This is a genomic window from Planococcus sp. ANT_H30 (assembly GCF_008369335.1).
In the GTDB taxonomy this organism is placed as follows: domain Bacteria; phylum Bacillota; class Bacilli; order Bacillales_A; family Planococcaceae; genus Planococcus; species Planococcus kocurii.
On the sequence record NZ_VOBJ01000016.1, the window covers coordinates 1 to 12,646 of the forward strand.

At 40.3% G+C, this 12,646-nt stretch carries 11 protein-coding genes; 6 read left to right on the forward strand and 5 right to left on the reverse strand.

The features are described 5' to 3' along the window. The first annotated feature begins 148 nt into the window (after positions 1–148). The 3 genes from FQ085_RS17835 (at position 149) to FQ085_RS17845 (ending at position 3,515) form a co-directional block, all read left to right on the forward strand. Positions 149–619, forward strand: a complete 471-nt coding sequence (locus tag FQ085_RS17835) for an immunoglobulin-like domain-containing protein (protein WP_149457282.1) — start codon at positions 149–151, stop codon at positions 617–619. 549 nt (positions 620–1,168) lie between these two features. Then, positions 1,169–1,732, forward strand: coding sequence for a tyrosine-type recombinase/integrase (locus FQ085_RS17840; protein WP_149457283.1), 564 nt, complete (start codon positions 1,169–1,171; stop codon positions 1,730–1,732). A 631-nt stretch (positions 1,733–2,363) separates the two neighbouring features. Next, positions 2,364–3,515, forward strand: a complete 1,152-nt coding sequence (locus tag FQ085_RS17845) for a replication initiation protein (RefSeq protein WP_149457284.1) — start codon at positions 2,364–2,366, stop codon at positions 3,513–3,515. 574 nt (positions 3,516–4,089) lie between these two features. Here FQ085_RS17845 and FQ085_RS17850 read toward each other — a convergent pair. The 5 genes from FQ085_RS17850 to FQ085_RS17870 all read right to left on the reverse strand — a co-directional run bounded on the left by FQ085_RS17850 (position 4,090) and on the right by FQ085_RS17870 (position 9,898). After that, a complete protein-coding gene (locus FQ085_RS17850) occupies positions 4,090–5,427 on the reverse strand; it encodes an ISL3 family transposase (RefSeq protein WP_029594550.1) in 1,338 nt (445 codons plus the stop codon). 95 nt (positions 5,428–5,522) lie between these two features. Continuing rightward, positions 5,523–6,899, reverse strand: coding sequence for a DUF4346 domain-containing protein (locus FQ085_RS17855; protein WP_051627662.1), 1,377 nt, complete (start codon positions 6,897–6,899; stop codon positions 5,523–5,525). An 86-nt stretch (positions 6,900–6,985) separates the two neighbouring features. Next, positions 6,986–8,902, reverse strand: coding sequence for a heavy metal translocating P-type ATPase (locus FQ085_RS17860; protein WP_029594548.1), 1,917 nt, complete (start codon positions 8,900–8,902; stop codon positions 6,986–6,988). A 188-nt stretch (positions 8,903–9,090) separates the two neighbouring features. Beyond that, the gene (locus FQ085_RS17865) at positions 9,091–9,300 is read right to left on the reverse strand and encodes a heavy-metal-associated domain-containing protein (protein WP_029594547.1); all 210 of its coding nucleotides are present in this window, start codon (positions 9,298–9,300) and stop codon (positions 9,091–9,093) included. Between the two features lie 271 nt (positions 9,301–9,571). Next, positions 9,572–9,898: an ArsR/SmtB family transcription factor gene (locus FQ085_RS17870; protein ID WP_051627660.1), complete on the reverse strand. Its 327-nt coding sequence runs from the start codon at positions 9,896–9,898 to the stop codon at positions 9,572–9,574. 1,158 nt (positions 9,899–11,056) lie between these two features. Between FQ085_RS17870 and FQ085_RS17875 the strand changes: the two genes are divergently transcribed. The 3 genes from FQ085_RS17875 to FQ085_RS17885 all read left to right on the forward strand — a co-directional run bounded on the left by FQ085_RS17875 (position 11,057) and on the right by FQ085_RS17885 (position 12,570). Further along, on the forward strand, positions 11,057–11,458 hold the full coding sequence (locus FQ085_RS17875; RefSeq protein ID WP_149457286.1) for a hypothetical protein: 402 nt from the start codon (positions 11,057–11,059) through the stop codon (positions 11,456–11,458). Positions 11,459–11,490: 32 nt separating this feature from the next. Further along, positions 11,491–11,847: a hypothetical protein gene (locus tag FQ085_RS17880; protein WP_149457287.1), complete on the forward strand. Its 357-nt coding sequence runs from the start codon at positions 11,491–11,493 to the stop codon at positions 11,845–11,847. Positions 11,848–12,015: 168 nt separating this feature from the next. Beyond that, a complete protein-coding gene (locus FQ085_RS17885; RefSeq protein ID WP_149457288.1) occupies positions 12,016–12,570 on the forward strand; it encodes a MerR family transcriptional regulator in 555 nt (184 codons plus the stop codon). The last annotated feature ends 76 nt before the right edge of the window (positions 12,571–12,646 follow it).

Below are 12,646 nucleotides of genomic sequence, written 5' to 3' on the forward strand. Positions count from 1 at the left end.
ACACCGAAAAAAGACACCCGAGGTTTATGGGCCAGAATCTGGAACAAATAAAGGGGACTATTTCAGCGGAAACGAATGTAACTTATGTGCAGTTAAGTTACATTCATTTCAATGTTTTTTAAACTTTTAAAGAAAAGAGGAAGATACGATGAAAATCTATAAAAGATTATTCTATCCATCAATCCTTGTATTCTTGTTAGTTGCTTGTTCAAACGAAAAACCTGTTCTATTAGAGAATCAGTCAATACATGACGATTTACCGAATCAACTGAACGAACAAGAAGCAGCTATTTCCATGTCAACGGATCAGGAGATATACAAAAAGCCAGTGAAGGAAATTATTCTAACAATTGAGAACACGGGGAACAGAACAGTAGGAATCCGTTCAGGTTCTTATGTTGAAATGCTTCAAGATGGTGAGTGGTATCAAGTGCCTTATGAGCATTTCTCGTTTACTGATGGCGGAGTTCCCGGAATTGAATCTGGTGAAACTTATGAAGAAGATGTTCCAATCGATTACATCACGTTTGATTTGATTGAAGGAAGGTATCGTATTGTGAAAGATTTTAATTTGGACTCAGAAGAAACCACTCTTGCTGCAGAATTCAGTATTCAGTGAATTTTTATAATTAAATTGAATGTAACTTAATGTGAATTAAGTTACATTCAAATTCTAGGAAAGACTCAATAATAAAAGAATGAAGAGAGGTGAAAATCTTGAAAAAATCGAGCAGCATCTTTCATAACATTTTAGGTTTCGTAGGATTTATTCTAATTTTTATTGTGTTATCTGAACTACTTCTGAATCGTGATGACCAATTGTTTTCAGGAATTCTTTTTATGGCTTTATTTTTCGTAGTCTTGAACATCCAATTTCTAAAAAAACAGCTGACCATTATGAAAAGAGATACCAAAAACTAAAACCACAAAGTGAATGTAACTTAATGCTAATTAAGTTACATTCAAAACACCGGTTCCATTGACTTTGCGAGAAAAACGAGTGAAACTGAAATTCCAAGAAAAAATGATACATTCAAATCCTTGAGTTTCCTGCGTTCGCTTTTCCTTGGCGGCGCTCTTTTTTCTTTTCTCGAAACACCTTGAATAGATCCTTACATCCGTTTTTTCTAGCCATAATTCTTTAGCAGCTAACCGAAAGGAGCTTTCCATGACCAAACAAAGTGAAATCAAAGACGTCCAGCCGATCCGGTCGCTCGAAAAAATCGAGGATATGAAATGGAGCTTGAAGAAGTGGTGCGGCGAACGGGATTACATTCTGTTTCTTCTGGGCATCAATTCGGGCTTGCGTGTCGGGGATCTATTAGCCATCAAAACGAGCGAGATCCAGGGCAAAAAGGTGGTGTCGTTGCGTGAAGGAAAGACTGGAAAACGCCGGACCATCCACCTCGGCAACATTTACGACGAACTGGATGCTTATATTCGCACGTTAGAGGGCGCTGAGTGGCTGTTTCCCAGTCGAAAGGGAAATGGATCGATTACGCGCGTTCAAGCGTACAGACAGCTTCAGAAGGCCGCACAGATGGTCGATATCTCGGTAGGCATCGGCACGCATACCTTGCGCAAAACATTTGGCTATTGGCATTACAAGCAATTCAAAGACATTGCCGAGCTGCAGAATATCCTCAATCATGCGCATCCGCAGATCACGCTGCGCTACATTGGCATCACGGACGAGCAAATTGAGAGCAATTTAAAAGCATTTCGCCTGTAAAACTCCCAGCATTTTTCTGCGGAGTTTTTTTGTTTGTCAAAAAACGGCTTCTAAGAGGGGTTAAATCGATTTTAAGGATGCACCCCTAGTTCTATTCGTTTTTGGTCTTAAAATCGTTTTAAAGGGGGTTCTGTGCGTTCTGCAGATGCATCAGGAGGGCGATTCACTTTGTCTTATGTAAAACCAATGATTTTATAGAAAAAGTCATGGCGATCTGAGAAGAGTTTTTGAAATGCCACACTTTCGGTCCCTATTATTTGCCCACCACCACCAGCTCGCGCGCGTACGCGTGTTGTTGGTGTTTTTAATTACTTTGTTTTAACTGTTTTAACTGTTTTAGGACGTCTGAAACCCTTGGTATGACTGATCTGAAAGAGTTTAACTATTACCTTTTCGGGTTTAACTATTACCTTTTCGGGTTTAACTATTACCTTTTCGGGTTCAAACTATTACCTTTTCGGGTTTAACTATTACCTTTTCGGGTTTAACTATTAATTATATGAAAAAGTTTTAATAATAGCTTTGTACATAGATATATTTAGTGATATTATGATACATATTATTACTTTAAAATTAAAATTAATATTTATTCTGTTACCGAAAAAGAAATAGTTAAAAGGAGAGAGAAGAAATGAATGAAAAGCATATGGTCACTCAATCCAATAAACTAATTGAAGCCCGGCACGTAAAGACTTTATCAGCAAGAGAGCAAAAGATTGTTTTAACTATGGTTTCTATGATTCAGCCGGATGATAAGGACTTTAAGGAATACAGTATTTCAATTCATGAATTTAGCGAAATGCTTGGTTTGAAGGGGCATGCGAAATATGAAGAAATAAAAGAAGTGGCTTTGAGATTACAAGAAAAGACGCTTTTTATTCCTGATGAAAAAGGCTTTATTACGACCAATTGGGTGGCAAGTCAGCGATACATAGAAGGAGAAGGAATGATTGAATTATCATTCTCTCCGTATCTAAAGCCATACTTATTACAGTTGAAAACGGCCTTCACTTCTTACAGGTTAAGCAATATATTGTCTTTAAAAAGTGGATATACTATACGACTTTATGAATTAATGAAGAAGTGGCAGCATCTTGGGAGATGGGAATGTTCAGTAGATTCTCTCAGAGAAAAAATGGGTGCTACTAGCAAGGCATATTCACTTTACGGTAATTTTAAAAATAAAATTTTATTGCCTTCCGTTGAGGAATTGAATGAGCACACTGATCTTTTTGTGAGGTACAAGGAGATCAAAAAAGGTCGTAAAGTTGAAAAGATAGAGTTTTCCATACAGCATTCGGCAGAAAAGGAAATTAGATTGCCTAAATCAAAACAAGAACCCGAACAACCAGAAAACGAGGAAGTTCGAGAACGCTTGAATTCGTTGGCAACTGGTTATCAATTCGACAATATGTATTTTAGTCAGCTTTACCAGGGAGCACTGGTTATCTTCTCCGATCAAGCTGAATTAGAATTGGAAAGGTTAATTCGCTATGTTAACGAAGAAAAAACAGTTAAAAATCCACTCGGGTTTATCAAATCCAAAATTACTTCCGCCTGGGAGATCCATGAAGCTGGCGGACGGATTACGTTTGCGGATCTGCAGCCAGTGAAAGAACGCTGGGCCGGACGCGAAGAAAAACTTCCGGACTGGTTCACCTCCAAAGATGAACCGGCTGAACCATCGGAATCGAATCCGGAACTCGATAAAGAAAAAGAGAAGCTGCTGAAAAAGTTGGCCGAAAAAAAGAAACGCCCTCAAGAAGATGCTTCACCTTCTTAAACAGAAAAGCCAAAAGCCCGGTCCGATTTCCTCTCGTTGGAATATCAGAACGGGCTTTTTTTGGTTCATCTTTTATTCTTTTTTCTCTCTCTTTTGGATATCCGAAGGCGACAAGTAAAACCCCGTCACCACCCCGATTTTAGGGTGGTGTATAACTGGGCACTGTCGGATTTTTTTACGCAGCAATCTCTTGAATCTGCCGTCCGTTTTTTCTAGCCAATTGTTTTTCGAGATCCCCTTCAGCAATCAAAACGAAAAAATTCAGTGAGAGTGCCCATTTATACGCACCGATTTTTTCTGCAAAAAAGTCACTGCCTTCTTTTGGGTTTCCTGCTGGGGCTAATGAACAGCAAAACAGTCGTAAAGGTGAAAAAAGTGAGAAAGAGCATAAGGAAAACGTGTCCCCACTTACGGCGTGGGACCAGGCAGGGCCTGGGGTTGAGGTGGTAGCATGAAAAAGTCGTTTTGGCACAGGTTTGTGCCAGTAAAAAAACGGCTTTGGCACAACTCTGTGCCAGGGGAAAAACGAAAAGTTGAAAATAATGGGTATTCGGATTTAATAGTGGAAAAGGGCTTATAGTTCGCCCTTCTCCAATTTCTCAATTAAGGTGGAAATGTCGACACCAAGAAGCTCGCCACGCTCACGTTCACGAACAACGCCAACGGGGAACATTTTCTCGAACATCGGATAGTTGTAGTCTCGAAGTTCGTAGTCATCCAAACGTTTCTGATACTTGGGTTTACGTTCCTTTTGAAGTCCTTCTGTAAAGAGTATTTTGGCTCGTAAAGCTTCGAAGGAGTAGCCCCTTCCTAAACGGTTTGTGACACGTATAAGGCTGTTCAGAGACTCCGTATAGGCGTTTGTAATGCGATGGTCGAAGTAGTTGAATATCTCTTCTTCCCAATTCGCCATAGCCTTTGTAAGAGGCTCAAAAGCGGATTGCAGTTCCTTTGGTATCTTGGCTTTCCAATCGTGGTATCTGAGGTACGCTTTCTGTCTGCTGTCGGTATCCCAAATATCGAAAAATGATTCCTTCAAGTCATAAGCAATACCGAGAGAGGGGTGATTCTTCGTCCATAGGTCAAGCGTTATCTTATCCATTTCCGTAAGCTCTTTATGGCGTTTCAAGAGGATAAAGCGGTCGTGCATAAGCCCGCGCCGTTCCTTCGGTGATAAGCCTTCTCTAAGCTGTTTGCGGATGGATTCTAAGGCTTGATTCGCCATACGGACAACGTGAAACTTATCGACGATGATAGTCGCCTTGGGCAGTACAGCTTTCACAGCGTCCTTATACGGTCGCCACATATCCATTGTGACGTATTGTATTCGTCCTCTGTTTGGAAGGCGTGAGAGGTAGCTTACAACCGTTTCCTTATTGCGATTGGGTAGAACGTCTAACAAGGTACGTTCCTCGATGTTGGTTAAAACGCATCTTGGCTTGATAATGTGAATTTCGTCTATTCCAAGCCAATTAGGTGTTTCAAATCGAAGCGTCTCTTCCAGGCGATTGATGTAATCACGAAAGATGTTCCGTATCGTCTTTTCGTTCAGCCCGACATCTTCTGAAATACTGACAAACGTGCGTTTAAGACTTTGCTTCTCGACGTAAGACAATAACCGTTTGGTGCAGTTTCGCTTCTCGTCTATGGTGTGTTCTAATCGTTCCCAAAAAGTTTGATTACATTCACGGCATTTATATCGCTGACGCTTTACAAGAAGCCCTACACGTTTTCCATGAATAGGCAGATCCATACAAAGATGGTCTCTGTTATCATGCTTATACAGATTTGCCACGCATCCACAATGTGGACAAAAAGAAGGTGGAGAGGCTGTCTCCACCTGGATCAGAAAGTCATGTTCATTTTCAGCAAATTGTTTGATATTGAAGTGGGGGAGGTTTAGAATCTCCATTGTGTCACCTTCTACATCTAGTAAGTTAGCTCTTTAAATACTAATCGTTTCTCGTATAACAGATTTTAAACTAATTGAATAATCGTTCTATTCATCTAGGAAACAACCGTTTGATTGAGGGCTTTACTTTTTGATAACGGTAAATCTTGCGTATAAGGCATATCGTAGGCAAGAGCTGTTTCAGCTTTCGCCAATTCTTTCCCCAGATATGCTGCGTGATCCAAACGAGAAAGCAAACCGCGCTTGATTGCTGTATTTGCAATATCACTGGCTAGTTTTCCTTCAATAACTTCATTCAGAGTCCCATCCAGGATGTAATGTTCACACCTAATTGATTTCTTATTTCGATCAAGAATAACTAGGAAAAATCCCTCTGGGTCATGAACCCACTCATCATTTTTAAGACGTTCTGCTTTCACTATTTTGGGTTCTTGAATTATCGGAAGAAGCATTACTGGGTCCCCATTTGGCTTGCCCTCATAAGCACGAACTACCTGATGCAATCGTTCGACATCTCGTGTTCCAATTTCATCAACGATTTTCACTCGTTGGCGAAAAATTTCGATCTCTTTCAAGGTAATATTCTTGAGCACCGGGCGAGGTCCAACTGCGCCTATAATCCGATACTTATCGTCTATCCCATTTTCTTTTAATGACAAAATGGCTTGCCCTGCTTGATGACCACGAGAGTCGCGCCCACATAGTATTAAGTGTGAAATATTGGGATTCGCGGTAACATTTCGAATCAAGCGTTCTATTCCTAGATTTTCTGTCGATAAGGTACCAACAATAGATATATGATTTAGTAATCCGGAACCTTGTATTTCGGACGGGAGATCTGTATCGGCTAAAGTACATATTGCAACAAAAGATGTATCATTTCCGACTAGATAATTTCCTTCTGCTATTGGCCATTTTTGTTCCTGCTGGGTCGAGGGGGAGGCCACATTGCTATCGTTGGGATCCACTGTTCCACAAACGGATTGTTTCTGAACTTCGGTTTTAAGTTCACAGCTGCAATTTGAGGGGTGCGTATTCTTCGATTTATTTTCATCACAACCACATGCTGTATTATTTACTTGTGGTTCACCTTCGCACGAATCGTCATCACACCCACACGCAGTACTGTTTACTTGGGGTTGACTTCCGCATGCATTGTCATTACAGCCACATGCAGCTCCATTGATTTCAATTTCATTCGATCCATTAATCAATGAACTAAAATGATTGTACGGCTTAATTGGGAAACAAACTTCACACCCAAGACAGTTATGTCTAACTTTGTTCCCTTCGTCAACCCACTGTTTTAAATCCAGTTGAACTTCTTTTGCAATCGGTTTATCTATATCTTCTAGATCTTGCTCAACGGCTGTCATCACGTCAAGTACACATTCACATCCTACACATTTAGGGATCTTTCGTATTGTGTCTAATTGTTTATGAATGCTTTTAATGCCTTCTGTTATGCCCATCATCAACTCTCCTTGTATGCTAATCAATTATTTTTGATTAGAATGCCAATCCATAGGTAAATCCTCACCAATGATAAAAAATTTCATCACTCGTTACCTATGGCATTGGCTTTATTCATCTGATACTTCCGGAGAACCATCGCATTTGCAATAACAACCAAGGCGCTTCCTTCGTTAAGAAGCAAACCTGTAGTCAGGCTCATCACTCCGGTCAAGGCTGTAACAATAAGGAGGGCTACAAGAGCTAATGAAAACCCGATATTTTGATGTATTTTCGCAACGGTCTTACGGCTAAGTTTGATCAGATAAACCAGTTGATCCAAATTATCCTGCATCAATGCGATATCAGCCGTTTCCAAAGCAACGTCTGTCCCTTGGACTCCCATCGCGATCCCCACATCGGCCTGAGCCAGTGCAGGCGCATCGTTTACACCGTCACCCACCATCGCAACAAGACCGTACTTCTTTTGCAGTTCTTTAATCGCTGTAATTTTATCTTCCGGCAGTAATTCTGCCCGTACCTCATCCACGCCAAGTTCCCGGCCAATGGCTTCACCAGTAAGCCGGTTATCGCCCGTAAGCATGACGATTCGTTTTACACCGGTAGTTTTCAGACGTTGAATCGCTTGTTTTGCGTTTTCTTTCGGTCGATCCGCTATCGCGATTAATCCAAGTACAAGATCAGCAGTTCCCAAAAGCGTGACGGTCTTTCCTTGTCCTTGAAGTGTTTCAATTTGTTTTAATTGATCTTGATTCAGTTTTACATTCAATTCGCTGAACAACCGGGGACTGCCGATATAGTATGTGGTTCTATTTATGCTGCCTTTAGCTCCCCGTCCGGTTAATGTGTCGAACTCTTCAACACCTGGAAGATTTATGTTTCTTTTTGAAGCTTCTTGAAGAATTGCCTCAGCCAAAGGGTGTTCAGAAAGTTTTTCAAGCGCACCGGCAATTCCCAGCAGTTTTTCTTTTGATAAATCGGAGACAGATACAATATCCGTTACCGAAGGCTTTCCGACGGTTAATGTACCCGTTTTATCAAATGCGACCACTTGGATGTGACTGGCCGTTTCCATATAGCTGCCGCCTTTTACCATAACCCCGTTTCGCGCCGCATTTCCTACACCAGTTACGACAGCTACTGGAACTGAAAGCACTAGAGAACAGGAGCATGAAACAACCAATACGATTAACGCTCTATATAGCCACGTGTCAAACGGTTGGCCAAAGAAAAGGGTTGGTATAACAACCATTAAAACGGCGATCACGAACATGATCGGCGTGTAGACTTCACCAAAGCGTTCACTGAAACGTTGTGCTTTTCCTTTATCTCCTTGTGCATTTGCCACTAATTCAATGATTTTTGACAAGGTGGTATCCTGCGCCAATTTCGTCACTTCAATTTCCAAAGCACCGCGGCCATTCATTGTGGAAGCATATACTTCATCGCCTGATATTTTTGCAACCGGAATGGATTCTCCTGTGATTGTCGATTGATCCGCTGTAGACGTACCGCTTACAACAACCCCATCTACTGGTATTTTCTCCCCTGGTCGGATCAGAACCCGATCGCCAATCTCGACTTCATCGGCTAGTATGCGAACTTCGCGGCCTTCCCGTAAAACGGTTGCTTCCCGGGGTGCCAGTTCCACAAGCGCTCGGACGGAATCCCTGGCTTTATTTACTGCATAAGCTTCCAACACTTCACCTAAGGAGAAGATGACCACAAGACCTGCGGCTTCTTCCCACAATCCCAGATAGATGGCCCCGATAACTCCGACAATAAGCAGAGTATTTATGGAAAATTTTCTCCTTCTCAAGTCCATCCATGCACTCTTGGCTGGGTAAATACCCCCAATAATAATTGCAACACCATACAATGCAACAGCCCATATTTCCGGTAAACCTAGGAAAAGTTCTGAGATTAATGTAAAGACTGTTGTGATCCCTGAAATAATCAGCAATACCGTTCTTGGTTGTTTCCACCATTTTGACTTACTCATGTTGAGCCCTCCCTTTATCATTGTCTAATTTCAAGTCAAATCACTATTCATCAATTTTTTTGATTAGGAATTTATGTTTAATCAACTTTCCCTTTCTCCTAGGAAAATAAGCTTTCAATTATAACTGCAAGCCAAGTTTTTGATTACGCCAGGTAATCGCATATATATTAGGATCTCGGATCAATTTATTATTTAACGACTGGATGTCCGATTTTCTTTAAATTTTCCTCGATTTTTTCACGGGGCAATTGAGAATCATCATATGTGACGGTTAATTTCTCAGCAATAAAGTTTACCTCTGCTTTCTCAACCCCGTTTAGCTTCGCTACCGTTTTTTCGATATCCTTTGCACAGGAAGGACAATCCATACCACTTACTCGAAGAACTTCTTTCTTCATTTATTCCATTCCTCCTTAATTAAAGGTGTTTATCAACTTTTTTTGATTTGAATAACATAAGTAATTCCAATTTCATTCTAAAAGGCAAAAGATTACCTGGCATAACCAAAAACTTAATAATGCAGTAACAGTTGAACGGGTTTCATGAGTAACCGGGACATCGTAAGTTGTTAATCTAAGAATCCCCAATACAAGTCAGAGTATTATGACATCAAAAAAAATTGATGTGAATCTTAAAATAAAAAGCCAGCACCGAAACACTCGCTTTTTATCATTGGGACAAGGCATGAACCTGTTCCAATATTTTAGGATTTCGAAGGCTGTAATGACTCCATGAACCGTGGATTTCGCGATCGATAACTCCAGCGTCAAGCAATATTTTAAGGTGATACGATACTTTGGACTGGCTCAGGTCCAATAATTCTTCAAACTCACAGGTGCACAAATCAGATTGCTTTGAAAGCAAGTAAACCATTTTTAAACGAATTGGATCACTAAAAGCCTTTGTCACAGAAGCTATTCTTTGAATTGCCTCTTCTTGTGGAAGGGGCACATCACCTCGACGGACTCTTGGAATATCCGTTATGCATTGATCCAAGGCCCACACCCCCTAATCAATTTTTTTTGATATGTTTATGAATCCATAATACTCCTGTCGAAAACATAAGTCAACTCCGTCCTTGACCTCTAGTATATTCTTTATGCTTGCTGCATATAGAGGAAACCATCCGAAATGGAGATGTAAAATAATCACAGTTACTAATTGCAGTAACACAATCTAGCGCAAAAAAAAGTACGTTGATTTCAACTATTTAATCCGATTTTATACTTTAATATCTGTGCTTAACTTTTCACCATAAAATCCGAATAGCCAAAATAATATTCGATGTTCTTTTAGAAATTCTTTAATTCGAAAATGAAATTTCAAACTCCAAGATCGAGCAAGGAAAAATGAAAAAGCGTCTGGATCGGCTCTAAAAAAGTTGGTACAAAACTGTACCAACGCCCCTTTTTTTCTGGTACAAAACTGTACCAAACGCCAAATAAAGTGGTACAAAACTGTACCAAAATGAAAAAATGATGTGCCCATTTCAACACTAGGCTCTGCCTAGTCCCACATTGAAAATGGGGGCATGTTTCCCTTATGCTCTTCTCTGTTTTTTGCTTGATCCATGAAATTTTCGGTTTGATTTGAGCCCCTGCGGGAAACCATTTCAGACGCATCTGACTACGAAGTAGGCAGGTGCGTATAAATGGGCACTCGCATTGAATCCAGTTGTTTTGAATTTCGTTTTTGAACTGGGCCGAACATTTCTAGAAAAAAGAATAGGATTTCCGAGCTGATCGATAGCAGCAAAAATTCCGGAGTGCCCAGTTATACACCACCCCAAAACCGGGGTGGTGAAAGGTATTCACTTGTCGCCTTCGGATGTAAAAAATACATAAATAAAAATGAAAAAACAGCAATAATTCGTTCGTAAATTTAGCTTGAAACAGAAGAACGTTCGCGAAGTGTATGTCCACATTTGCGAACGTTCTTTTTCTGTTTTTCGGTTGCTTTTGAGGTGTTCGAAAACGTGTACTTTTACGAACGCATTCACAAGTGGGATGAAAGTGGAGAAAAAGGAATTCAAGAAATCTCGGCGAAATAAGTAGTTATGGATATATCTGGTTATCAAAGCATGAATAAAAGATAAAAAAGCGGCTTGAGTTGATTCTTGTCTTAAATAAAGTATTAGGAAATGGAGTGAATGAAATGAAAAGGTTATTTTTCTTATTTCTATTGATAGTTCTACTTTTTGGCTGTAGTCAAACTCAAGGAGAAACTGGAATAAAAACGACTGCAAATGACTCAGCAGAAACTGCTGCCTCTAGACCGCCTCAAGATTTAGAGGCAAATCACACGTATCTAGATGCAGAAATTTTAGAAACCTGGGAGGAAGATGGTCAGTTTTTCATTAAGTTTAGTGCATGGCTTCATGACGGTATGATTGAAGGAGAAGTTACTGCTTCTAAAAGTCTTTATAACGCATTAATAGAATTTCAGGAAAGTCATAGTGATGAAGATTTAAAATTTGATCTTAGTGTTGACGGTGACGATGCTTATATGTTGGGAATTGCTTCAACAACTAAGCGAAAGGTCAAGCCATGTTTTTAATAAATTTTTTATTTCAAAGGAGATGAGTTAAATTGAAGAAGTCGCTACTATTTTTTGTAATCGTCCTATGGGCTTTAATGTCAGGATGTAACGATTCTAATGCAAACGTTAGTGAAAACGAACAGCAGGTTCTAGAGAATGTATGGACATATGTAAAAGGAACAGATATGCCAATAGATGAGGAATGGGAAAATGCATGGTTAAATGGAGAAATTGAAGAAATCGAAGTGTCAGATGATATAACTAGTTATATTGATGCAAAGGAAGAATACCCCGGACAAACTGTCCTTCTAGTTACTCCGAATTTTAAAACAGAGCGTACGGCATATCCGAAAATACTAGTGGATGCAAAAACGACGGAAGTAATTGGTGAAATACCAGGAGAATAAAATGTCTACATAACATCAGATTATAGGAAATCCGATAACAGAAACATGGAGAAGGTGCTGGCCCTGAGCATCTTCTCTTTTTTTCTAGGAACCTTTACTAAAAAAAGAAGATGCAGGATTGATCGGACTCTTATAACATGAAGAAAAGGAAACGGAGGCGAATAATAGATGCTGACTCCAAGCGAAGTAAGTACAAAGTTAAAGATCCAACCCTCCACGTTACGGAAATATTCGGCTTTGCTGGAACAGGAAGGCATTCATTTCAAACGAACGCATAAAAACGCCCGACTTTACACGGATAGCGAATACATAGCGATTAAAGGCGTCATAGCGGCAGTCCATAGCGGTAAGAAATCACTGGAAGAGGCTGTTGCAGAAGCTTCTAGGGATCTGAAAAAGAATATCTCTGTAGCGCCACGCGAGCGCGATAGCGACGACATAGCAACTGCTACGCTTAATGAAGTAAAACAGCTAAAAATCCAGCTACAGCAACAAGAAGAGCGTCAAAAAGAACGGGATCTGATGTTTGTGGAAGTGCTGGAGAAGATGCAGCGAAAAATTGATGTGTTGGAAGACCAGCAGAAGCAATTACTTGCACACGTACCGGAGAAACCAGAATTAAATGCGCCAGAATCGCCCTCACAGCAGCCAGAAAGCGAACCAGAAACGGCCACACCGAAAAAAGACACCCGAGGTTTATGGGCCAGAATCTGGAACAAATAAAGGGGACTATTTCAGCGGAAACGAATGTAACTTATGTGCAGTTAAGTTACATTCATTTCAATGTTTTTTAAACTTT

Bases quoted from the DNA above. Each gene is read 5' to 3' on its own strand.
- FQ085_RS17840 (WP_149457283.1), top strand. From the start codon at position 1,169: ATGACCAAACAAAGTGAAATCAAAGACGTCCAGCCGATCCGGTCGCTC.
- FQ085_RS17855 (WP_051627662.1), bottom strand. From the start codon at position 6,899: ATGGGCATAACAGAAGGCATTAAAAGCATTCATAAACAATTAGACACA.
- FQ085_RS17845 (WP_149457284.1), top strand. From the start codon at position 2,364: ATGAATGAAAAGCATATGGTCACTCAATCCAATAAACTAATTGAAGCC.
- FQ085_RS17875 (WP_149457286.1), top strand. From the start codon at position 11,057: ATGAAAAGGTTATTTTTCTTATTTCTATTGATAGTTCTACTTTTTGGC.
- FQ085_RS17835 (WP_149457282.1), top strand. From the start codon at position 149: ATGAAAATCTATAAAAGATTATTCTATCCATCAATCCTTGTATTCTTG.
- FQ085_RS17850 (WP_029594550.1), bottom strand. From the start codon at position 5,427: ATGGAGATTCTAAACCTCCCCCACTTCAATATCAAACAATTTGCTGAA.
- FQ085_RS17860 (WP_029594548.1), bottom strand. From the start codon at position 8,902: ATGAGTAAGTCAAAATGGTGGAAACAACCAAGAACGGTATTGCTGATT.
- FQ085_RS17885 (WP_149457288.1), top strand. From the start codon at position 12,016: ATGCTGACTCCAAGCGAAGTAAGTACAAAGTTAAAGATCCAACCCTCC.
- FQ085_RS17865 (WP_029594547.1), bottom strand. From the start codon at position 9,300: ATGAAGAAAGAAGTTCTTCGAGTAAGTGGTATGGATTGTCCTTCCTGT.